Source organism: Idiomarina sp. ST10R2A5, assembly GCF_051842325.1.
GTDB lineage: Bacteria > Pseudomonadota > Gammaproteobacteria > Enterobacterales > Alteromonadaceae > Idiomarina > Idiomarina abyssalis.
On the sequence record NZ_JBNIEX010000011.1, the window covers coordinates 21,949 to 44,456 of the forward strand.

At 48.0% G+C, this 22,508-nt stretch carries 22 protein-coding genes; 17 read left to right on the forward strand and 5 right to left on the reverse strand.

Going from position 1 to position 22,508, the window contains the following annotated elements; genetic code table 11:
* Positions 1-68: 68 nt before the first annotated feature.
* Complete coding sequence (locus tag ACP7FG_RS11920; RefSeq protein WP_439226502.1) at positions 69-1,235, forward strand: PAS domain-containing protein; 1,167 nt, start codon at positions 69-71, stop codon at positions 1,233-1,235.
* Positions 1,236-1,244: 9 nt separating this feature from the next.
* Here ACP7FG_RS11920 and ACP7FG_RS11925 read toward each other — a convergent pair whose 3' ends face one another.
* Positions 1,245-2,492 (reverse strand): AMP-binding protein, encoded by a 1,248-nt coding sequence (locus tag ACP7FG_RS11925; RefSeq protein ID WP_439226503.1) that lies wholly within the window; start codon positions 2,490-2,492, stop codon positions 1,245-1,247.
* 1 nt (position 2,493) lies between these two features.
* Positions 2,494-2,871: a photoactive yellow protein gene (gene pyp / locus ACP7FG_RS11930; RefSeq protein WP_054490088.1), complete on the reverse strand. Its 378-nt coding sequence runs from the start codon at positions 2,869-2,871 to the stop codon at positions 2,494-2,496.
* 140 nt (positions 2,872-3,011) lie between these two features.
* On the opposite strand from pyp, the gene ACP7FG_RS11935 reads away from it, so the two are divergent.
* The gene (locus tag ACP7FG_RS11935; protein WP_439226504.1) at positions 3,012-3,602 is read left to right on the forward strand and encodes a TetR/AcrR family transcriptional regulator; all 591 of its coding nucleotides are present in this window, start codon (positions 3,012-3,014) and stop codon (positions 3,600-3,602) included.
* On the opposite strand, the gene ACP7FG_RS11940 is transcribed toward ACP7FG_RS11935, so the two are convergent.
* Complete coding sequence (locus ACP7FG_RS11940; protein WP_244994786.1) at positions 3,586-4,773, reverse strand: cyanate transporter; 1,188 nt, start codon at positions 4,771-4,773, stop codon at positions 3,586-3,588. The two genes, ACP7FG_RS11935 and ACP7FG_RS11940, sit on opposite strands and share 17 nt — an antisense overlap.
* A gap of 136 nt (positions 4,774-4,909) precedes the next feature.
* Between ACP7FG_RS11940 and gmk the strand changes: the two genes are divergently transcribed.
* The 4 genes from gmk (at position 4,910) to ACP7FG_RS11960 (ending at position 8,484) form a co-directional block, all read left to right on the forward strand.
* On the forward strand, positions 4,910-5,545 hold the full coding sequence (gmk, locus tag ACP7FG_RS11945; RefSeq protein WP_199493787.1) for a guanylate kinase: 636 nt from the start codon (positions 4,910-4,912) through the stop codon (positions 5,543-5,545).
* A gap of 66 nt (positions 5,546-5,611) precedes the next feature.
* Positions 5,612-5,881, forward strand: coding sequence for a DNA-directed RNA polymerase subunit omega (gene rpoZ / locus ACP7FG_RS11950; protein WP_011235607.1), 270 nt, complete (start codon positions 5,612-5,614; stop codon positions 5,879-5,881).
* A 103-nt stretch (positions 5,882-5,984) separates the two neighbouring features.
* Positions 5,985-8,090: a bifunctional GTP diphosphokinase/guanosine-3',5'-bis pyrophosphate 3'-pyrophosphohydrolase gene (gene spoT, locus ACP7FG_RS11955; RefSeq protein ID WP_199493788.1), complete on the forward strand. Its 2,106-nt coding sequence runs from the start codon at positions 5,985-5,987 to the stop codon at positions 8,088-8,090.
* Position 8,091: 1 nt separating this feature from the next.
* Positions 8,092-8,484 carry a RidA family protein gene (locus ACP7FG_RS11960; RefSeq protein ID WP_222235901.1) on the forward strand — a complete coding sequence of 131 codons (393 nt, stop codon included), beginning with the start codon at positions 8,092-8,094 and terminating at the stop codon, positions 8,482-8,484.
* Position 8,485: 1 nt separating this feature from the next.
* Here the strand turns inward: ACP7FG_RS11960 and ACP7FG_RS11965 are convergent, their stop codons facing one another.
* A complete protein-coding gene (locus ACP7FG_RS11965) occupies positions 8,486-9,826 on the reverse strand; it encodes a Na+/H+ antiporter NhaC family protein (protein WP_439226505.1) in 1,341 nt (446 codons plus the stop codon).
* A 121-nt stretch (positions 9,827-9,947) separates the two neighbouring features.
* Between ACP7FG_RS11965 and ACP7FG_RS11970 the strand changes: the two genes are divergently transcribed.
* On the forward strand, positions 9,948-11,477 hold the full coding sequence (locus tag ACP7FG_RS11970) for a bifunctional GNAT family N-acetyltransferase/carbon-nitrogen hydrolase family protein (protein WP_054490101.1): 1,530 nt from the start codon (positions 9,948-9,950) through the stop codon (positions 11,475-11,477).
* 3 nt (positions 11,478-11,480) lie between these two features.
* On the opposite strand, the gene ACP7FG_RS11975 is transcribed toward ACP7FG_RS11970, so the two are convergent.
* Positions 11,481-12,689: an EAL and HDOD domain-containing protein gene (locus tag ACP7FG_RS11975; protein ID WP_439226506.1), complete on the reverse strand. Its 1,209-nt coding sequence runs from the start codon at positions 12,687-12,689 to the stop codon at positions 11,481-11,483.
* 96 nt (positions 12,690-12,785) lie between these two features.
* Between ACP7FG_RS11975 and trmH the strand changes: the two genes are divergently transcribed.
* Genes trmH through ACP7FG_RS12025 form a run of 10 tightly spaced genes read left to right on the forward strand, consistent with a single transcriptional unit; the run spans position 12,786 to position 22,502 of the window.
* Positions 12,786-13,466, forward strand: a complete 681-nt coding sequence (gene trmH, locus ACP7FG_RS11980) for a tRNA (guanosine(18)-2'-O)-methyltransferase TrmH (RefSeq protein ID WP_439226507.1) — start codon at positions 12,786-12,788, stop codon at positions 13,464-13,466.
* Between the two features lie 9 nt (positions 13,467-13,475).
* Positions 13,476-15,557, forward strand: a complete 2,082-nt coding sequence (gene recG, locus ACP7FG_RS11985) for an ATP-dependent DNA helicase RecG (protein ID WP_439226508.1) — start codon at positions 13,476-13,478, stop codon at positions 15,555-15,557.
* A gap of 41 nt (positions 15,558-15,598) precedes the next feature.
* A complete protein-coding gene (ubiE, locus tag ACP7FG_RS11990; protein ID WP_439226509.1) occupies positions 15,599-16,354 on the forward strand; it encodes a bifunctional demethylmenaquinone methyltransferase/2-methoxy-6-polyprenyl-1,4-benzoquinol methylase UbiE in 756 nt (251 codons plus the stop codon).
* The gene (locus ACP7FG_RS11995) at positions 16,354-16,959 is read left to right on the forward strand and encodes a ubiquinone biosynthesis accessory factor UbiJ (protein WP_054490112.1); all 606 of its coding nucleotides are present in this window, start codon (positions 16,354-16,356) and stop codon (positions 16,957-16,959) included. The genes ubiE and ACP7FG_RS11995 overlap by 1 nt, the downstream gene beginning before the upstream one ends.
* Positions 16,960-16,961: 2 nt before the next feature.
* Positions 16,962-18,623 (forward strand): ubiquinone biosynthesis regulatory protein kinase UbiB, encoded by a 1,662-nt coding sequence (ubiB, locus tag ACP7FG_RS12000; protein ID WP_439226538.1) that lies wholly within the window; start codon positions 16,962-16,964, stop codon positions 18,621-18,623.
* 20 nt (positions 18,624-18,643) lie between these two features.
* Positions 18,644-18,868, forward strand: a complete 225-nt coding sequence (gene tatA, locus ACP7FG_RS12005; RefSeq protein WP_199493794.1) for a twin-arginine translocase TatA/TatE family subunit — start codon at positions 18,644-18,646, stop codon at positions 18,866-18,868.
* Positions 18,869-19,219 carry a Sec-independent protein translocase protein TatB gene (gene tatB, locus ACP7FG_RS12010; RefSeq protein ID WP_054490119.1) on the forward strand — a complete coding sequence of 117 codons (351 nt, stop codon included), beginning with the start codon at positions 18,869-18,871 and terminating at the stop codon, positions 19,217-19,219.
* Entirely contained in the window at positions 19,216-19,950 is a 735-nt protein-coding gene (tatC, locus tag ACP7FG_RS12015; protein ID WP_054490121.1) for a twin-arginine translocase subunit TatC, read from the forward strand. Before tatB ends, tatC begins: the two co-directional genes overlap by 4 nt.
* A complete protein-coding gene (locus ACP7FG_RS12020) occupies positions 19,940-20,731 on the forward strand; it encodes a TatD family hydrolase (protein ID WP_439226510.1) in 792 nt (263 codons plus the stop codon). Before tatC ends, ACP7FG_RS12020 begins: the two co-directional genes overlap by 11 nt.
* A complete protein-coding gene (locus ACP7FG_RS12025) occupies positions 20,724-22,502 on the forward strand; it encodes a sensor domain-containing diguanylate cyclase (protein WP_439226511.1) in 1,779 nt (592 codons plus the stop codon). Before ACP7FG_RS12020 ends, ACP7FG_RS12025 begins: the two co-directional genes overlap by 8 nt.
* Positions 22,503-22,508: the final 6 nt, after the last annotated feature.

Consider the following 22,508-nt stretch of genomic DNA (forward strand, 5'->3'; position numbering starts at 1 on the left):
TTTAGTTTCTGGCCACTGCGGTATTATTAGCACTGTTGTTGCAGTAGATAAAAAGTGACTTAGTCGTTATGAATACTGATAAAAGCCGCGTGAATTTAGAGCTCTTAGCAAATGCTGTTCCAGGCGCTCTTTACCAACTTGAACGTTCGCCAGACGGGGAATTAAAATTTAACTATGTGAGCCAGGGCGTGGAAGCTATTTTCGGATGTTCCGCCGAGGCATTGAGTCACGATATTAATTTGCTCAGCAACATTATCCACCCCGATGACTTACAGTCGGTACTGAAAAGTATGCACGACTCCGCCCGTTACAAATACCGCTGGATAAAAGAATACCGTGTGATTAGAAACGGTAAAGAAGCCTGGATATACGGACACGCGGTAACGATTCAACAAGACGACGGCAGCACCTTGTGGAATGGGCAAATGCTCGACATTACCGAACGAAAAATGCTGGAACTGAAAGCCGAAGAGAACCAACGGAATTTAATGTTAGCCGAGCGAGTCGGGGGGCTGGGTCATTGGCAGCTGGATTTAAAAACCGGGTTGTCTAAATGGTCCGATACTATGTACGACTTACATGGTCTGAATAAAGCAAAAACCAAACCGTCTTTAGCATTGGTTATGGATAAGACCCACCCGGAAGACAGACAAGCGCTGACTGAAGCTATTGAAGCGGTTAAGCAGTCGGGTGCGCGGGACGTGGAGCATCGCATCATGTTAGCGGACGGCGAAATTCGATGGTTACGGGAATCTGGTATTTACCGGACGAATGACAATGGTCAGGAAATTATTTTTGGCACCACTCAGGATATTACCGACTACAAAGAACTTGAATTGAAGTTACGACAAACGGGGGGCAGCGATGAGAACACGGGGTTTTACAATCGGCGCCTTATGCTGCAGTCATTGCAACGCCGCTTTAGTCTATTTCAGGCGCATTCCGAATACCAATATTACGTTCTTGTTGTAAAAGTGGCTGATGATGTTGCGACGTTAAAAGCGACAAGCCATATATTGCGTAATAGCATTCGTGATTACGACATTCCGGGTAGCTTAGGGAATGGCCTTATTGTTGTGCTTATGTCGACTCTTTCTGCTGATCGTAATAATGAGTGTCTGAACTCTGTTCGGGAGCAGTTAACACAACAGAATGTAAAGCATAAAATTGCTTTGGAATGTGCCCAGGTAACGGATCTACGCTTTGACGATGTACTCGTCAGAGCGCTGCATTAATTGAGTCGCTTAAGGTTTATCGATAGCCCAGTCACAGGCCTTGCCCATGGTATTAAGCGGTAACTGCTTACCAAAGCTGATGTGCTGAGGGACTTCGGCCGCAAGTAAACGTTCACTTAGCCAGTTTTTTAGACTTTGCTCAGTCATGGCGTTTTCAGAATGCCTTTGTAAAACAATAAACGCCTTTAAGCCTGTTCCTTCGTCCGCTACGAGTGGCCTGACAGTGGCATCAGCAATATCAGGGTGCTGGCGTAGACAATCAGCAACATGGTCGGGAAATACATTGGTTCCCCGTATTGAAATAGCTTTATCAACACGCCCTTTAATCTGAAATTCACTGTCGTTTTTCCAAGCTGCGCTATCCGGTAAATCAAAGGTTAATAGCGTCTGCCTGTCAACGATACACTGAGGATTGCTGTCGTGGCTGCGCCAGCGGGGAAGTAAGCGATAATTGTCTTCTGGCTCGCTGCGATAACCCACACCTGCAGTTTCTGAACTACCGTAAACCTCGACAGTTCTTGCAGCACCCATAGAGTAGAGCTGGTGCAATGTGCCTGGTGGGCAGTGACCCGTTGAACTCATAAAAAGCACTCCCGGCGGTAATGGCGGGATCTCTGTAGAAAGCTGAGTCAATAACTCGGGAAAGCCAACAACGATGTCGCCTGCACGCAAGCCGCCGTTACGAACATGGCTATAGGCTTTGAACCCTCTTATAACGGGAATATCGACGAGATTAGGTAATAACACAGTAAACAGGAAGCCATAAATGTGATGGCTGGGAACTAAGGAGACCACTCTGTTAGGCGATATGTCGTATTCACTATTAAAAATACGTATAAACGCATTAGCTTCCTCAACCAAAGTGCTCCATGAGTGTTCACAAGCCTTAGGTTGTCCTGTACTGCCAGAAGTCGTTACGGTTAAATTTTGAGAGTGAACTTGTCGTGACTTAAGCACCACTTCAGCCCATTCGGACAGACTGTGGCGACGTAAGAGATAGTCCTCGACTCCGCTGTCTCCCATGTGGAAAAACTGGACAACCCGCCCGGCCAGAGCAAGCCTTTCTAGGGAGTCTACCGCAACAGCTTCGTCGCCATCGTCTTTTGTGACCTGGTTTTTCGATATCAAATAATCGTCTTCGTGCCACTGACGGCGCTTCCAGTGCTCGCTTTCAGCCGGACGCATTCTGGAGAGCTCATCGGCGATAAGATCGCCGATGACAGTTACAATGAAGTGGTGATTAAGTGAGTTTGCCACGTTATAGCCGCTTAACAAACACCCAGTAGGTATCCCCTGTCAGGGCTTTTTTCATGTGAACTTTGACCTTAGTCGGCTTCATTTCATAGTCAAAAACGTATTCGAACATGGTGTTCAAGTCGCCATTTTTTACGCCCTCATCGAAGCGGCCTTTAAACTCAGGGCTGTTGGTACAAGGAGCCACTTCTTTAAAAAAGTTTTTACCAACAACAGCACCCGGATCGCGACCTGTAATATCGCCTTCAGCGGCATTGTACTGGATGATTTTGCCACTGCCGTCGAGCTGAATCGCGCCAAACGCAATGTCGTTTAATTTGTCATCTGACATTTTCGCCAGAGTATTTTCAATATCATCGGAACCGAACTGAACAATTTCCATAGTGTTACCCTTATTTGTAATGTTCCTTCTAATAGTCGTTCCCGAAACCTTTGGATCATAATTCTTAACACTTCTTAAAGTGAAATTAGGGACAAGCAGGTCTATACTTACTTTTAGGTCAATAATTAAGGATGAAGAAAATGCCCAGAACGCCTAAATTTCACCGGGAAACAGCGCTTAACAATGCGCTCAAGCTTTTCTGGCGCAAGGGATATCATGCGACCTCGATGAAAGACATCGAAGAAGAAATGGACATGAGGCCAGGAAGTATTTACGCCGCCTTTGGTAACAAGGAAGCGCTATTTAAAGAAACTCTGGAAAAGTTCGCTGTGCTTGCAACGGAAGAGTTTGAACAGACATTGGCTCAAAGTTCGTCTATTTTGCAGGGTATCAGTTTGTACCTTCGCAATATAGCGGTAATGACATCTAATGAGTCGCCGACGAAAGCCTGCATGTTAGTGAAAACTTTGCTTGAGTTCACTCCGGAAGACAAGGCGTTTAGTGAACCTGCCAAAGCTTATCTGGACGAGTTTGAGCGCGGCTTCACCGATGCTTTCAAGTTGGCGCAGCAGCGTGGAGAAATTGGTCGGGTTCAGTCTCCCGAACGTCTTGGTCGCTTGTTGCAAACGAATGTTATTGGGTTGCGCACCATGGCGGGACGAGGTTTACCTCAGCAACAGCTAGAGAGTTTGGCCGACGACATTATTGCGAGAATTATTCCCGCAAGTTAAATAAGCCTTTGTAACTCTTGGGGTTAAAGCGCCAGGTTATAAGCAAAATTAATAAGCCAACAATGATGTGTAGTTGCCAGCCTAAACTGTAGTTGCCTGAAACATCTCTGAACCATCCGGTTAAAAGCGGCATGAGGCTGGCAAACATAAAGCCTATACCCTGCATAAAGGAAACCAGACGCCCGGCCTGCACTGGGTTATCGATATGGTCCAGTGCCATAACAATGCACAGCGGAAAAGCGCCACCTAAACCAAAACCGCACAGAGCGGACCATAACCACGGAGCCGCTGTCGGAAACCAACTGAGTCCGGCAAACCCCACCATTTGGGTGATAACCGCTAGCATTAGCCAAAAGCGTCGGTCTTGTGTTCGAGATAAAGCCGGCAACAATAAAGCGCCAATAACCTGAACTAAAGAAAACAGTGCCAGTAAATTTCCGGCTTTTTGTGCTGGCCAGTCAAACTCCGCGTAAAAAGGTGCTATCCAGGCAATGAACCCTGCATAGCCTGCATTAACCAGGGCAAAGTAAATACCGAGCAGCCAGGCCCTTGGATAACGATGAGCACGCAAAAGTAGGTGTCTTGGAGGGATGCTGGCTACCGGAACCCGGTTAAAAGGGAGATACCAAATGACGAGCACCAGTAAGGCCAACAGGGACCAGCTCCCCAGAGCCTGGAACCGTTCAGGTAGTAAGTTTGCGGCCCAGGGGGTGGCAACGGCGCCGAGTGCAGCACCGCCCATCAGTGCAGCAGACCAAAGACCGGTGACCATGCCTAAGCGATTCAGATACTTTTGCTTGGTCAGCTCAGGGATCACAATATGAAGCAGTGCAATACCAACCCCTCCAACCAGGGCACTACTGATTAAGCTTATATTTGTCGGTTCAAATAAGCGTACTAGCAGGCCTGCGCAAAGTACAAGCAGGCCAAGACCTATGCCCTGCTTATAACCTAATGCTGTTGTTACCCGGCCAGCGAATAACGCCATTAAACCAATCATTAAAATGGGCAGTGTGGTCAGTAGCGAAACTTCACTAAAAGACAGTTTGGTAATGGTTTGCAGTTCGTCGGCAAGAGGTCCTACCGAGGTTAGCAGCGGGCGTAGATTGAGCCCCAGCAACACCAGAACCAACAGGCCGAAAAAGAGGGGAAGTTTTGATGGTTTCGCCACTGGCGCTGATGAAGTCTGCAAATTAGTACCGCTGCTGCGTAAAAGCCATACTCTACTCAATTTTCATCGCGGTGTGAAACCGTGTTATTATTTCGCGCCAACAGTGATCGTCCGTTTCTTAAAAAGAGAACCCGTTATGACCGCGTCTCCGGTGTTAGGGAATTTGTTTATCATTGCGGCCCCCAGTGGCGCAGGCAAGTCGAGCCTGATACGGGCTTTGTTGGAAAAACACCCCGATCAATCCATGCAGGTATCTGTATCGTCTACTACGCGTGCTCCGCGCCCGGGTGAAGTGCAGGGCGTCCACTACCATTTTCTCAATACCGACGAGTTTGAACAGCGTATTGATGCGGGTGAGTTTTATGAATGGGCACGAGTGTTCGGCAATTATTATGGAACCTCTCGTAAAGTCGTCGAGTCTTTACTGGCTGAAGGCAAAGATGTTTTCCTCGATATTGACTGGCAGGGCGCTCAACAAGTTCGTGAGCACCACCCTGAAGTGCGATCGGTTTTTATTGTCCCCCCAAGCCTGGATATTCTGGAAGAAAGGTTGCGATTTCGAGGTCAGGATTCCGATGAAGTTATTGCTGAGCGCATGGCAAAAGCTCAGGCAGAAATGTCGCATTATCATGAGTTTGACTACTTACTGGTAAACGATGATTTTGATAGTACTCTGGCATCGCTGGAGCATATTGTCTTTGCCCAACGGCATAAAATGCCGCACCAACAAGTAAGATATTCAAAGGTATTGAAGGAATTGCTTGGATCATAGGGCTTAATTCCGTATAATTCTTAGCCTTTCGAAAAATACGACTCACGCTTTATTTGGAGTAAAACCATGGCTCGCGTAACTGTAGAAGATGCTGTAGACCGTGTTGGTAACCGTTTTGATTTAATTTTGTTAGCTTCACGCCGCGCGCGTCAGTTGGCTAATGGTAAAGAGCCATTAGTTGAAACAAAGAACGAAAAGCCAACTGTTATTGCTTTGCGTGAAATAGAGCAAGGTCTTATCGACAACGAACGTCTGGACATCGAAGATCAAGCCGCTCAAAAACAGCAAGACGCTGAAGAACTGCGCGCCGTAGATGCGTTGCGCGGTATCGAATAAAAATTTCTATTCGCCAACGGCATCAATGCCGTTGGCAATTCTATCAAATCCCCTTATTCTGAAAGTATATTCATAAGTCCGGTGTGACCCGGGGAGTTATCTGGTGTACTTATTTGAAGGCTTAAAGGCTCAAGTTAGTGAGTATCTTCCATCTGAGCAGGTGGAGCGTATTCGTGATGCCTTTGTTGTAGCAAATGAAGCCCATAGTTCGCAAAAACGTAGCAGTGGTGAACCCTATATTACTCACCCGGTTGCGGTAGCCAGTTTGCTTGCGGATATGAAGCTGGATTGTGAAACACTCATGGCTGCCTTACTGCATGACGTGATTGAAGATACCGAAACCAGCCGGGAAGACCTGGCCGAGCGCTTTGGCGCAACGGTTGCCAGTCTGGTCGAAGGGGTTTCTAAACTGGATAAACTTCAGTTTAACTCTAAAGAAGAAGCTCAGGCGGAAAACTATCGCAAGATGATTATGGCGATGGTGCAGGATATTCGGGTTATTCTGATTAAACTGGCTGACCGCACCCATAACATGCGCACTATTCAGCACCTCCGCCCCGACAAACGCCGCCGCATTGCCCGCGAAACCTTAGAAATTTATGCGCCGTTAGCGCACCGTCTGGGTATGCACGATATTAAAAACGAGCTGGAGCAACTGGGCTTTTGGGCGTTGTATCCCTGGCGCGGGAAGTTGCTGGAATCGGAAGTTAAACGGGCACGTGGTAATCGACGCGAGTTTACTGAGCGTGTACAGAGTGAAATCAACTCCCGGCTTGAAGGCAATAATATTAAAGCGCGGGTATCCGGCCGTGAAAAGCATTTGCACAGTATTTACCGCAAAATGCAGGCTAAAGAAGTTAAGTTTGAACAGGTTATGGATATCTATGCTTTCCGCGTCATTGTGGACAGTGTGGATACCTGCTACCGGGTTCTTGGCGCGCTGCACAATTTGTATAAACCCATTGAAACGCGGTTTAAAGATTACATTGCAATTCCTAAGTCAAATGGCTATCAGTCGCTGCATACCTCTTTAAAAGGCCCACACGGGGTACCGGTAGAAATTCAGATACGCACTGAAGAGATGGATCTTATGGCCGACAGAGGTGTCGCGGCACATTGGATGTACAAAAAATCTGATGACTCCAGTACTACCGCTCAGGTGCGCGCCCGTAAGTGGATGCAGAGTCTGTTAGAGCTGCAGCAAAGTGCCGGTAACTCTTTTGAGTTTATTGAAAGCGTCAAATCTGACCTGTTCCCCGATGAAATTTACGTATTTAGCCCGGACGGACGTATCACCGAATTACCTCAGGGCGCTACGGCAGTAGACTTTGCTTATGCGGTACACACCGATATTGGTAATACGTGCATTGGCGCCAGGGTTAATCATCGCACTTATTCATTGAGTAAGCCGTTAGAGACAGGGCAGACGGTTGAGATAAAAACAGCACCGAACTCGCGTCCTAATATTGCCTGGCTGAACTTTGTCGTAACCGGTAAAGCACGAGCGAAAATCCGTCAGTACCTGAAAAGCCAGGAAGCTGATGAAGCGCAGCAACTGGGTGAACGTTTACTTCGCTCAGCGCTTGGGCAAGTCAGTTATGACGAAATTCCGGAATCGGAATTTAACCGAGTGTTGCAGGAAACCAAAATTGATACCCGTGAGAACCTGTTAAAGCAAATTGGCCTGGGAAATATGATGTCGATAGCTATTGCGAAGCGGTTATTAGGCGATTTACAGCCAATAAAAGACGACAACGCATCGCAAAAAAGCCTCTCAATTAAAGGAGCTGAAGGTCTTCTGGTAAGCTTCGCAAAGTGCTGCCGGCCTATTCCGGGCGATGATATTATTGCCCATGTCAGTCCGGGTAAAGGTTTGGTTATTCATCGCCGTGAGTGTAAAAATGTTCGCGGACATGAAGATGATCCCGGTCGTTACTTCCCGGTTGAGTGGGATAACAAACCCGACGCCGAGTTTATTTCTGAGATTCGCATTGAAATTGTTAACAATCAGGGTGTACTGGCCAAGTTAACCTCGTCAATTGCCACCACGGGTTGTAATATTGACGGTCTGCAGACCGAAGAAATTGACGCCAACATTTATTTCATTGATGTGGCTTTAACCATAAAAAACCGTAAGCACTTAGCGGACGTGATACGTCACATTCGTAAAATGCCGGATGTTCAGCGCGTGACGCGCTTAAGGAAGTAATATGTCTAAAGTAATTATTTCAACGGATAAAGCGCCTGCTGCTATCGGCACTTATTCGCAAGCAGTCAAAATTGGCACGACCGTTTATCTTTCCGGGCAGATTCCGCTGGTTCCTGAAACTATGGAGCTTGTTAGTGAAGACTTCACAGCTCAGGCGGAGCAGGTGTTTAAAAACCTGACTGCAGTTTGTGAAGCATCCGGTGGTGAATTACAGGATATGGTCAAGGTTCAGATTTATCTGACCGACCTGGGTCAGTTCGCTATTGTGAACGAAGTGATGGCAAAACATTTCAGACAGCCGTATCCGGCTCGCGCGGCTATCGGCGTAAAACAATTACCGAAAGGCGCGCAGATTGAAATTGACGGCATTATGGAACTGCCCAGTACCAACTAATTTAGGCTGACTCTGGTGTCGGCTCTCTGTCCTCCAGAGGTCGACGCCAGATGATAATGGCAATAGCCACTGCTGCCAGAATAAAGCAATAGCCCGTATGCAAACTGACTGACAATGGGGATATTTTAAAGCTAGCCCCCATTAGCAACGCTTGCGCTCCATACGGCAACGCGCCTTGTACAACACAAGCAAAAATATCTAATAAGCTGGCGCTTTGTCGTGGTGCTAAGTTACCCACTTTTGCCAAACGCTTGCTGACCTCACCGGCTAACAGAATACTGACGGTGTTGTTGGCAACACAGAAATTAGTCAGTGCGGTCAGTGCGGCAACGCCAATGGCGGAGGCTCGTTGCTTATGTTTACTCACCTTGTTGGCTGCACTTTCGACAAAAGCGGCTAAGAAAGCCAGTCCGCCCTGCTGACGGATTAGCGCTGATAAGCCACCAATGAGTAACGACAGCAGGAAAATTTCCTGCATGCTGCCAAAGCCTTCGTAAATATCCTGACTGAAAGCAACCCATTCATAGTCGACCGTGAACATGCCAAAAGCAGCGGCTAACACAATACCAAGACCTAATACGGCAAAAACGTTAAGCCCCATTACCGCCAGTAAAATAATGGCGAAGTAAGGCAGTGACAGCCAGAGGTTAGCTTCCGGGATCTCCAGAGGCACCTGACTGGTATCGTAAGTGATCAGCCAAATAACGGTGAAAATAGCCGCTGGTATTGCAATTTTAAGGTTCGCACGGAATTTATCGCGCATGGTACAGCCCTGTGTACGAGTTGCAGCAATGGTGGTGTCAGAGATGATGGATAAGTTGTCACCAAACATCGCGCCGCTAACCAGCACTCCGGCCAGCAATGGCAGGCTGATATCGGTTGCTTCACCAATACCCAGAACGACCGGGGCCAGTGCCGCCAAGGTACCCATTGATGTGCCCATAGCTGTGGAGATAACGCCCGCTATGATGAATAGCCCGGGTAGCAGAAATGATGGAGGGATAATGTTTAAACCTAAAGCCACCATGGCATCTACACCGCCGGTTGCTTCTGCGACCGTGGAAAAGGCACCGGCCAATAAGTAGATTAAACACATGGTAATGATGTTGTTGTCGCCGACACCACCGACGAAGGTTTCAATACGTTCTTCAAAAGCCTGTTTGCTGAGCAGTATACCCAGCACTATTGCCGGTAAAATAGCCACCGGGCTGGGCAGTTGATAAAACGCGTACTCTACGCCTTCGCTTTGAAAATACAGCCCTGTTCCTAAGAACAAAACTAAGAATAACGCTAGAGGTAACAGCGCCTTAGCGCTAGCCGGTTGTGGCGAAGCATCTGTCATGTGTCAGCCTTTTATTTTTATTTGGACGTCCAGAAGTTTATACAGCTAATTATCCTGATGCAACCTTATTCCAATTACGTGTAGACTGTCGGTAAAGTTGTTTTAGATCAGGATAGAGATAATGAGCCCGGATGAACTGCATTTGCAAATACGAAATTTGCGCCTGGAAGATTACGAACAGTTGAAAGCGTTAATGGATGCGGTCTATAAAGATATAGGCGGCTCCTGGAGTCAGTTTACGATAGAAAAGCTGATAAAAGATTTCTCGGAAGGCCAGTTTTGTCTGGAGGACAATGGACGCATTGTCGGGGTCGCCTTGACCGTAAAAGTTGAGTACACCAAGTTCTCTAACCCCCACACCTACGACGACTTAATTGGTCACAGAGAAGCCATTCTTAATAATAAGAAAGGCGATGCGCTCTATGGCCTGGATGTTTTAATTCACCCTGAATACCGGGGCTACAGACTGGGCCGTCGCTTGTACGATGCGCGCAAAGAGCTTTGTCGACAGGCGAACCTGAGGGCTATTCTGGCAGGCGGTCGTATCGTCAATTACTATAAGTACTCTAACGAACTGACGCCAAGCCAATATTTGGATAAGGTGCAGCGCCGTGAAATTTATGATCCCATTCTGACTTTTCAGCTGGCCAACGACTTTAGCGTAAAACGCCTACTGGGTAAGTATTTACCCGAGGACGAGAAGTCGCGCGGCTTTGCGACTTTGCTGGAATGGAATAACTTTCTGTACGAGCCATCGGATAACATTCTCACCACCCGTATTCAAAACGTACGCGTGGGGGCCGTGCAGTGGCAAATGCGCTCGGTTGAGTCGGTAGAAGAGCTGCTGAAGCAGGTGGAATACTTTGTTGATGCTTTGTCGGGTTATCAAAGTGACTTTGCTGTCTTTCCGGAGTTTTTCAACGCACCGTTAATGGGGCTGACTGACCAGAGCCAGCAAATGGATGCGATTCGTTTTCTGGCTGGGTACACCGATCTGTTTAAGCGTGAAATGTCGCAAATGGCGGTCAGTTACAACGTCAATATCATTACTGGCTCTATGCCGCTTCAGGATGGCGATACAATTTATAACGTGTCGTATTTATGCCGTCGCGATGGCTCGGTGGAAGAGCAGTATAAGTTACATATTACGCCACACGAAAAACGCGACTGGGTTATTGAAGGCGGCAACGAAGTCAAAGTTTTTGATACCGACGCCGGACGCATTGGCATTTTGATTTGCTATGACGTCGAGTTTCCTGAGCTTGGCCGCATAATGGCCGATGAGGGACTGGAAATTCTGTTTGTGCCGTTCTGGACGGACACCCGTAACGCCTATTTGCGCGTACGCCATTGCGCTCAGGCTCGTGCGGTAGAAAATGAATGCTATGTGGTTATTTGTGGCAGTGTGGGTAACTTACCTGAAGTAGAAAGTCTGGACGTGCAATATGCGCAGTCGGCTGTATTCTCACCGTCTGACTTTGCTTTCCCGCATGACGCAATTATGTCGGAAACGACACCGAACACCGAAATGTTGATGTTTTCTGACTTAAACCTGGATGAGCTTCGTTATTTGCATCACGAAGGGTCGGTAACGAATAAAAAAGACCGTCGGACGGACATCTATGAGGTATCGCGTAAGCTTATAGGTTAAGGTTCAAAATAGCGCTAAACGGCACCATTGGCTGGCATCGATATAGAGCTGCCCAATATCGGTGCCGTTTAATTTTTGTTTTAAAGGGTGCTTATCCAGAGCATCCCACTCGCCGCGCTCGTAAATTTCGGTCATTTGCAGTAGATAGCCCCAGACACCTTCGCGGCTTTTCAGCCCCTTTGTGATTTCTGAAGAAAGTGGCAGTTGTTTGAGAACATCGTCCATCGGTACCCCCAGTATAATATCCAGTAACGAAAGCATACCGGCTAGAAAAGCGCTGGAGCGATGTTTTTCATTGAGAATTTCGACCGTGACTAACTCCATAAAACGCGCCCGGGTCACTGATTTAATGGTCAGCTCTTCAGGTTGCCCTGCCGAGACATTGGCTAACACCACCAAGGTAACAAAGCGGCGAATTTCGGCATCGCCTAAATAGACTAAAGCGTGCTGAATGTTTTCTATTTTCTTACGGCCGCCGTAAAGTGCGCTGTTCACCAGTTTCAGTAAACTGTATGTCAGCGACAAGTCCTGCTCGATGATCTGCCTTATGGTATTTAAGTCGAGCTCTTTTTTATGAACCTCAGATAATAATGTCAGCTTACTAATACGGTTTGGCGAGAGCGATTTTTGTTGTACGACCTGAGGTTTCTCAAAGAAAAAGCCCTGAAAATAATCGAAGCCCAATTCAAGACAACGTTCAAACTCGTCGTAAGTCTCAACCCGTTCGGCTAAAAGAGGAATTCCCTTTTCTTTGAAGAACCGAATTTTACTTTCGAGGTTTAAGCCCTGCTCCTGAATATCAACTTTCACCATGTTGATCATCGGAATAACCGGATCCCACTGCCCGTCAAAGTCGTGATCGTCCAATGCAATGCGATAACCTTTGGCGGTCGTCGTATTGCAGGCTTCGAGTAAAGGGGCATCAACTCCAACGGTCTCAAGCAGTTCAACCCAAACCGTTCGGGCATTTAAAAAAGAAGGGAAGTCGTTTAACAACGTGCGGGCATGGAAATTGATAAAGGCCTGCTTACCCATGCACAGTGTCTGAATGTCACCCAGTAGGTGCTGCTCCAAAAGCAGTTTGGAAGTTGCTTCATTCGGGTCAATATTCGGAAAGCTATTAGCTGTGCTGTCGCGGAAAAGCAGCTCATAACCATAGACTTTTTGATCTCTGGTTAGTATCGGTTGCCGAGCAATATAGGAATACGACATTGTTATTATTGTCTTCCTTGAAGAAGCATAGGGTTAGTTCTGACCGATTCTCTCGGGTATACTGCTTATATCTAGTCCTATTTTTATAAAAAAGCAATGAGTCCTGAACGATATCAACGAATTAACCAGATGCTGGACAAACGCCAGCCAGACCTCACTGTTGTCATGGAGAACGTGCATAAAAACCATAATTTGTCTGCGGTGGTTCGCTCGGCAGATGCGATAGGCGTCCATGAAATGCACGCGATATGGCTGACCAAAAAGGCGAGGTTGTCCGGCGGAACTGCATTAGGAAGCCAGAACTGGGTAAAAATTCACAATCACAAAACCATTGGTGAAGCGCTGGAGGCAACTCAGGGAAAAGGTATGCAGGTGGTGGTGACTCACTTGTCAGAACACTCTGTAGATTTCCGTGAGGTCGATTACACCAAGCCGACCGCTATTTTACTGGGTCAGGAAAAATATGGCGTAACCGATGAGGCGCTGGATATTGCTGATCATCATGTGATGATTCCTATGGTGGGCATGGTACAGTCACTGAATGTTTCTGTAGCTGGCGCTGTGATGTTGTATGAAGCGCAACGCCAGCGTGAACTGGCGGGACTTTACGATAAAACGCACGTGAGTGCCGAAGAACGACACCGAGTGCTGTTTGAAGGCGGTCATCCGATTTATGCCAAGGCATGCAAGCGTAAGAATATGCCTTATCCGGAGTTGGATGAAAATGGACAAATTGTCGCGGACGAAGCCTGGTGGCTGGCGATGCGTGCAAGATAAGGAGCAAAGGTGGCGGTAAAAGGACTGCAGCACATTCCACTGACGGTACTTAAAGGTGTGGGCGAAAAGGTTGCGGTTAAGCTGCGCAAGCTGGGCTTAGCCTCTGTCAGCGATGCACTGTTGCACCTGCCGCTGCGATACGAAGATCGTACCCAAGTGACCGACGTTGCAAATTTGCGTGCCGGTGTGGCAACCAATGTTTTGGTCACGGTGCGGCATGCCGATATTAAGTACGGCCGTAAGCGCATGCTGATTTGTCAGGCCAGCGATGAAACCGGCAGTATCAGTCTGCGTTTTTTTCAGTTCAGTGCTGCTCAGTTAAAACAATTTGCTCAAGGCACGCATTTATTAGCCTTTGGTGAAGTGCGCCGCGGCATGACCGGCTGGGAGATGATCCACCCGGAGTACCGCGTGGTCAAAGCCGGTGAGCCATTGAATATGCAGGAGACTCTGACACCAGTCTACCCAATGACAGAAGGTGTAACTCAAGGGCTATTGCGTAAGATCATTGAGCAGGCACTGACGTATCTTCAGCCTGGTTCTTTGCCCGAGCTTCTGCCGGAAAAATTAAGGCCCCATCAACTTTCTCTCGAACAAGCGATTTTAACTCTGCACAGACCGCCGGTAGATGTTCCTTTGCATCAGTTGGAGCAAGGCGAGCATCCGGCGCAGCAGCGATTGGCGTCGGAAGAACTTATTGCGCATCAATTAAGTTTGCTGCAGTTACGCCAGTCCCGACAGGCTCAGGCGGGCTTTACCATAAAAGGCAATGGCGCGTTACAAGAGGCATTTTTAAAGCAGTTACCGTTTTCACCCACTGGCGCGCAGGCAAGAGTGGTGAAAGAAATTACCAGCGATATGGCCCGAGGCCAACCAATGATGCGGCTCGTGCAGGGCGATGTTGGCTCGGGCAAGACTCTGGTTGCTGCGCTCAGTGCCCTGGCCGCGATTGAAGCCGGATACCAGGTGGCTTTAATGGCACCAACCGAGCTTTTGTCTGAACAGCATGCTATTACCTTTAGTCAGTGGTTAATGCCGCTGGGCATTAGTGTCGCCTGGTTGAGCGGCAAATCAAAAGGTAAGTCCCGTCAGGAGTTACTGGCACAGTTAAAGCAAGGTGAGATCCAGTTACTGGTTGGAACCCATGCGCTGTTTCAGGCGGATGTTGAATATCAGCGCCTGGCATTGGTTATTATTGACGAGCAGCACCGTTTTGGTGTGCATCAACGGTTACAATTACGAGAAAAAGGCGTTCAGGCCGGTGTGCACCCTCATCAATTGATTATGACCGCAACGCCTATTCCGAGAACCTTAGCTATGACGGCCTATGCCGATCTGGCCACTTCAGTAATTGATGAACTACCACCAGGCCGGACACCGGTCACAACGGTTGCCATTCCGGATACCCGGCGGGAACAGGTGGTGGAACGAGTGCGGGAGGTCTGCACCACTGAGGGTCGGCAAGCTTATTGGGTGTGTACGCTTATTGAAGAGTCCGATGTACTTGAATGTCAGGCCGCAGAAGACACCGCCAATGACTTGCAGGAACAGCTGCCAGGTTTAAGTATTGGGCTGGTGCATGGCAGGCTTAAGCACGAGCAGAAAGAACAGGTGATGCAGGCGTTTAAAGCGGGTGACATTGACCTATTGGTCGCAACGACTGTCATAGAGGTTGGGGTGGATGTTCCTAATGCGTCGCTGATGATCATTGAGAACCCGGAGCGGCTGGGCCTGGCTCAGTTGCACCAGTTGCGCGGACGGGTTGGTCGTGGTTCGGTAGCCAGTCACTGCGTGCTGCTGTATCACAGCCCATTGTCGAAAACGGCGCAGCAGCGACTGGGCGTTTTACGGGAAAGTAACGATGGTTTCGTGATTGCACAGCGAGACTTAGAAATTCGCGGACCGGGTGAATTGCTGGGGCACCGGCAGACCGGCCTGGCCGAATTGAAAGTGGCTGACTTAGAGCGCGATGAAGCGTTAATACCAGAAGCCCAAAATATTGCTCAGCACGTATTAGAGCACTACCCACAAAGCGCTGAAGCGTTAATTGAGCGCTGGTTACCACGTCGTGACCACTATGCTCAGGTGTGATCATCAAGTACACTAGTACAAAATCAGTTCGGGATAGTTAAATGAACGATAAAAACGAAGAATCCATTGACTTTGGGTACCAAAAAGTTGCCCGCAGTCAGAAGAAAAGCCTGGTCGCTGATGTCTTTCAATCGGTAGCGGCAAAATACGATGTCATGAACGACTTAATGTCGTTTGGCATTCACCGTTTATGGAAACGTTACACCATTGACTGCAGTGGTGTTCGCCGCGGTATGAAAGTGTTGGATATTGCCGGAGGAACCGGCGACTTAACCGCGCAGTTTTCACGCCGTGTCGGGGCTGAGGGCGAAGTTGTACTGGCCGATATTAACGACGCTATGCTGAAAGTAGGCCGTGAAAAATTGCGCGACAGCGGCGTTATTGGCAATGTACGTTATGTGCAGGCTGACGCGGAAGAACTTCCGTTTGATGACAATACCTTTGACGTTATTACCATAGCTTTTGGCTTGCGTAATGTCACCGACAAAGACAGAGCTCTGCGCTCTATGCTGCGGGTACTCAAACCTGGCGGGCGTGTATTAATTCTTGAGTTTTCTAAACCGGTATCGGCTACGCTGAACCAGGTGTACGACTTCTATTCGTTCAACATTTTACCCAAAATGGGACAGGCTGTTGCTAACGACTCTGACAGCTACCAGTATTTGGCGGAATCTATCCGCATGCATCCGGACCAGGAAACGCTGAAGTCGATGATGAGCACTGCCGGGTACGAAAAAGTCGATTACCAGAATATGACTGGCGGCGTGGTTGCACTGCACCGAGGGTATAAATTCTGATGACGCTATTACCGCTTATTCCAACTTTGTTGGTTGAAAAGGTAGCGAATAATCTGTTGCACCGTGACCCGGAGTCGGTGGAGCGTTTGCAGCGTCTGGACGGAAAGCGTCTGCGCTTTCATCTGAAAGAACTGCCTTTTGAAATTACCGTGAGTGTGGACACCCACGGTGTGCAGCTCAGTACGTCGGATGAGAGCGATGTAGACTGCCGGATAGCAACAGAAATGGGTGTACTGCCCGAGCTGCAGGATACAGCCAACCTGACGCGACTGATCAAAGCGGATTTACTGGATATTGACGGTGACCCTATGCTGGCGCAACAGGTGGTGAGCTTGTTTAAGTCGTTAAACGTCGACTGGGAAGCGGAACTGGCGAAGACCATAGGCGACGTGCCTGCACACTGGTTGGGTAAGCTTTGGCGTCGCAGCCGCGAGCAAGTAAAAACACAATGGCAACAGCAGCAGCGCTGGGTCCATGGTGTGCTAACTGAAGAGAAAAAACTATTACCGGTAAGAGCTGAATTTGACCAGTTTAAAACCGATTTACAACAGCTGCGGGCTCAAATTGAGCGCCTTGAACGTCAGTGTCGTGAGAAGAAGGGTTAATGATGCGGACGCGTCGCTTTTATAAAATTACCAAAACACTACTGAGCTATGGGTTAGATGATCTTATCCCCGCACGCTGGTTGCCCTGGACCATTCGTCTAGGACGTCATGCGTTGTTTTGGTTACCCAATAAGCACAAAGACAAGCCTGCGGGTGTGCGGTTAAGGCTGGCGCTTGAAGAGCTTGGTCCGGTGTGGGTTAAGTTTGGTCAAATGCTATCTACCCGCCGCGATCTATTACCGCCTGATATTGCGATTGAACTGGCACGTCTGCAGGACAAAGTCCCTCCTTTCGATGGTCATGCAGCGCAGCGTATTATCGAAAAGTCCTTAGGTTTACAGAGTATTAGTGACTGCTTTGCTGATTTTGACACAACCCCTTTGGCGTCGGCGTCAATTGCTCAGGTGCATACCGGTAAACTGAAGAAAAGAGACGGCGAGTTAACGGATATTGTTATAAAGGTTATTCGTCCGGATATCCGCGAGACTATTAATGCCGATTTGGAGCTAATGGAAACTCTGGCATCGGTAGCTGCAAACCATTTACCGGATGGGCGGCGCTTAAAGCCGAAAGAGGTGGTTAAAGAATATCGGAAAACCTTGCTCGATGAGCTGGACTTAATGCGCGAAGCAGGTAATGCAATACAGTTAAAGCGCAACTTTGAAAACTCAGACATGCTTTATATTCCGGTGGTTTACAGTGACTACAGTCGCCATAACGTGATGGTTATGGAGCGCATTGACGGTATTCCGGTAAGCGATATTGCGACCCTGCAAGCTCGTGGTGTCGATATGAAAAAGCTCGCTGAACGGGGCGTTGAAGTCTTTTTCACCCAGGTATTCCGCGACAGCTTTTTTCATGCTGACATGCACCCGGGTAATATTTTTGTGGCGAAAGATGACCCCAGAAACCCGCGTTATATCGGTATTGATTTCGGTATTGTCGGAACCCTTAACCGCGACGATAAGCGCTATTTAGCCGAAAACTTTCTGGCCTTTTTTAACCGTGATTACCGCAAAGTTGCGGAGCTTCATGTTGACTCAGGCTGGGTACCCAAGCACACCAATATTGAAGAGTTTGAGTCTGCCATAAGAACGGTTTGTGAGCCTATTTTTGAGAAGCCACTGGCGGAAATATCCTTCGGACACGTGCTGATCAACTTATTTAATACGGCGCGACGTTTTGAGATGGAAGTGCAGCCGCAGCTGGTTTTACTGCAAAAAACCTTATTGTACATTGAAGGTTTGGGTCGCCAGCTATACCCGGAACTGGACTTATGGAAAACCGCTAAACCATTCCTCGAGCGTTGGATGAATGAGCAACTGGGCTGGCGTGCTGTTGTCCGTTCGGTGAAAGAGAACGCGCCGTACTGGGCTGAGAAATTGCCTGAAATGCCAATGATGCTGTATGAAAACTTACGCCAGCAACACAATATTGATGAACGAGAACGGCAGCTGCGCAGGCAACAGCTTTTAACTCAGAAGCAGGCTTCAACCTCTCTGTTCTGGACGGTATTAACCGGTAGCGGTTTAATTTGTACGACATTACTTTGGAACCAGTCCGAGTTATCTGAGGTTACTATTGGTTCCGGAGTCGTCACTGTTATTCTGGGAATTATGGCCTGGCGTACCCGGCCTAAAACGACAAATAGTGAACTTATTTAACGTAAACGATAGGAAATAAAATGGGTATATCACCTTGGCAGCTCCTCATACTGTTAGTCATTGTTGTCTTGCTGTTCGGCACCAAGCGTCTTCGCAATCTGGGTTCCGACCTGGGAAATGCGGTAAAGGGCTTTAAAAAGTCCATGGGCGATGAAGCGGATGACAAAGATAAAGACGATGACTCGCTGCAACACAAAGAAGAGCATGACGACAAGTCAGATTCGGATAAAACCGGGAAGTCGTAGATGTTCGATATTGGTTTTTGGGAGTTATTGCTTATAGCGATAGTCGGCTTGTTGGTGCTCGGTCCCGAGCGCCTGCCGTCAGCTATTCGCGGCTTTCAGAGAACCTTATCTGGTATCAGGCAATACTCCCAAAAAGTGCAAAGTGAGCTCGATAATGAGCTGCGCATAAAAGAGTTGCACGAGCATTTGAAACAAGCTGAAAGTCAGGACCTGGAAAATTTAAGCCCGGAGCTTCAGCGCTCACTGGTTGAGCTAAGGAACGCGGCAGCCGATGTTCAGCGACCTTATTCAAAAGACAAGCCGGAAACTGACAACAAGCCAAAAACGGACACGGATAAAGGTGCGGAATGAGTGACTCGCCTTTATTAGACCACTTACTTGAACTGAGAAACCGGTTACTGCGCTCTATACTGGTAATTTTGTTGGTGTTTGCTTCACTGGCTTACTTTGCCAATGACATTTACCACTTTGTTGCACAACCTTTGCTCAGTAATATGCCGCTCGGCACGCAAATGATAGCCACAGACGTCGCCGCCCCTTTTTTCACGCCCTTTAAATTAACTCTGGTGGTAGCCCTGGCGCTGGCGGTTCCTTATTTATTATGGCAAGTTTGGGGGTTTATTGCGCCGGGCTTGTATGGACGCGAGAAGCGCTTAGTGATTCCGCTTTTGGCCACCAGCACGTTACTTTTCTATGCTGGCATTGCTTTTGCTTACTTTGTGGTTTTACCTGTTGCTATGGCGTTTTTTACCGGCGCAGCACCGGAGGGTGTCACAGTAGCCACAGACATATCCCGTTACCTCGACTTTGTTTTAGCTATCTTCGTCGCGTTTGGTATTGCGTTTGAAACGCCAGTTGCCATTATGCTGCTTATTTGGACGGGAACCTGCAGTCGGGAGTCGCTGGCGAAAAAACGGCCTTATATTATTGTTGGTGCCTTCGCTATCGGAATGTTGTTAACACCTCCGGATGTTATTTCTCAAACTTTGCTGGCAATACCCATGTGGATGTTGTTCGAGTTGGGCTTACAAGTCAGCCGTTGGTATACGCCGGGTAAGAAGGAAGAGGACGATGTGGTTTGATGCGGGCGTAAACCTAACCAATAAACGACTGTTGAAGGACCTGGATGGCGTCATGCTGAGGGCTCAGCAAGCAGAGGTGCGGAAGCAACTGATCATATCAACCTCTATTGATGAGGCTGAACAGGCCATTAAATTGTGTCAGCAGTTTCCTGAGCAATTGGTGATGACTGTAGGTATTCACCCTCATGATGCCGGTGAAGCGCCTACGGACTACAAACAAAAGTTAAAAGAGTTAGCCCAGCACCCTGGCGTCGTTGCTATAGGAGAGTGCGGACTCGATTTTAATCGCAACTATTCTCCCAGGCCCGAGCAGGAAGCTGTATTTGTTGCGCAAATTGAACTGGCTAATGAGCTCAACCTACCGCTTTATTTGCATGAACGTGACGCCATTGACCGACAAATTGAGCTGCTTAACCAATACTGTGCTGATAACACCTTATGTTTAACGCATTGCTTTACAGGCGGTGCCGATGAACTGAAACGCTATGCCAAGCGCGGTCACTGGTTTGGTATTACCGGTTGGCTGTGTGATGACCGGCGTAATCAGGAGTTGGTAGCGGCGCTGCCGAATTTGCCACTCGACAGATTGGTTTTAGAAACGGATGCGCCGTTTTTATTGCCCAGAGGTATTAAACCGCGTCCTAAAATGAACGAGCCTGCATTGTTACCTGTTATCGGTGAAACGCTGGCAAAGCATCTGCAGATATCAACGCAAAAGTTAGCAGAGTTAACCTACGCAAACACTGAGCGTTTTTTTGGGCCGGGAGAACAAAGTGACTAAAGCATTCTCGCTGAATGTGTTGAAGTGGTTAGTGGCAGCTTTCGTTCTGCTGGTCCTACTGGTGCCCGCAGCTCAGGCGCAACTGTTACCGACAAGCCAGTCGGAACTTGCCATTGAATATACTCACAGCGAGCAAAAACTCGACCTGGAAACAGTCCGAAATTTGTCAGCCAGCCAATGGTCAAAACTGGAGACTGATCGGGCATCCTTTGGTTATACCAGTGACGAATATTGGTTTCGTTTTCAACTTGAAAATAAACCTTACGACCGAATTCTGCACATTGCCTACCCGTTACTCGACGAGCTGACCATTTATATCATTCAGCCTGAAGGAGTAAGAACTTACCAGATGGGTGACACGGTGCCTTTTGGTGAGAGGCCGATACCCACTTCAGAGTTTGCGGTTCCATTACCTGAAAATACCAACGGTGAGATTTACATAAAAACCAATACTCAAAGCTCTATGCGTCTGCCTATCGCAGTGCGAACTGAAATTGGTTTCTTTGAAACGCAAATGAACCGACGAATAGCTGAAGGTGTTTACTTTGGCGTTTTGCTTTGTATGGCGGTTTACAACTTGTTTGGTTTTATCGCTTCACGGGAACCAGAGTTCGGCGTTTATTCACTTTATACCTTATTTTTTGCCGGCCTTATGTTGTCGCTGGAGGGTCTGGGTTTCCATTATCTTTGGCCTAATTCCCTGTATTTGCAAGATAAAGGGATTCCCATATTCGGGAGTTTAACCTTTTTAACGGCTGCCTTATTTGCTTATCAGCTGCTTGAACTTAAGCGTTATCGGTACACATGGGGCCGGGGGCTGATGGTTATGGCGTTTCTGTCAGCTATCAGTCTGTTAATTGCAATTTTTGCCAGTTATCGAATCAGCATCCACGTGCTGCTGAGTCTGGCAGTGCCGGGCTGTCTATTCCTGTTACTTGTCGGCGCTTACATGTGGCGTAAAGGCTTTGTCTACGCCCGTATTTTCACGCTGGCCTGGTGCAGTTTACTGGTCTCGGTTGTTGCTAACTCGTTGGGATACCTTGGCGTTATTGACAGCATGTTCATTCAACGCCATGCCATTATGATAGGCTCCGGTATTGAGATCCTGCTGCTGTCCTGGGTGCTGGCTGTACGTTATAGCGAACAACGCAAAGAGCGGCTGCTGGCCGAGAAACGCTATAACCGTGAGCTTGCAGAAAGCGTCGATGAACGTACATTCGAGCTGCAAGTCGCTTTAAGAGAATTGCAGGATGTAAATACCGAGCTGGAGCAAAAGAACACTGAAGACCCATTAACAGGGCTTTATAATCGCCGTTACTTTCAGCAGCATCTTGATAGAGAACTAAGACGAACGTTACGCCGTGAGTTGCCACTGGCGTTATTAATGATTGACGTTGATCACTTTAAGCCCGTTAATGACACCCATGGGCATTTGGCAGGTGACCAAATCTTGCAGCAGCTGGCAAGTTTAATGCAGAAACATGCAAAGCGTGCTGCTGATATTGTGTGCCGTTACGGTGGCGAAGAGTTTGCCATCATTCTTCCTGAAACCGACTTACAGGAAGCTGAGATTTTTGCAAAGCAATTGCTTGAGCAAGTTCGTGAAACTGAGTTTGAAACCAATGCCGGCTTGCTTAAAATTACCTTGAGTGTTGGCGTTATCTCCACCAGTGCACGTATTTTTGATAACGTTGATGAACTCTTTAAAGCCGCAGATGACGCATTGTACGCCGCGAAACATGACGGCCGCGACCGAGTTGCGGTGCAGTAACTAATT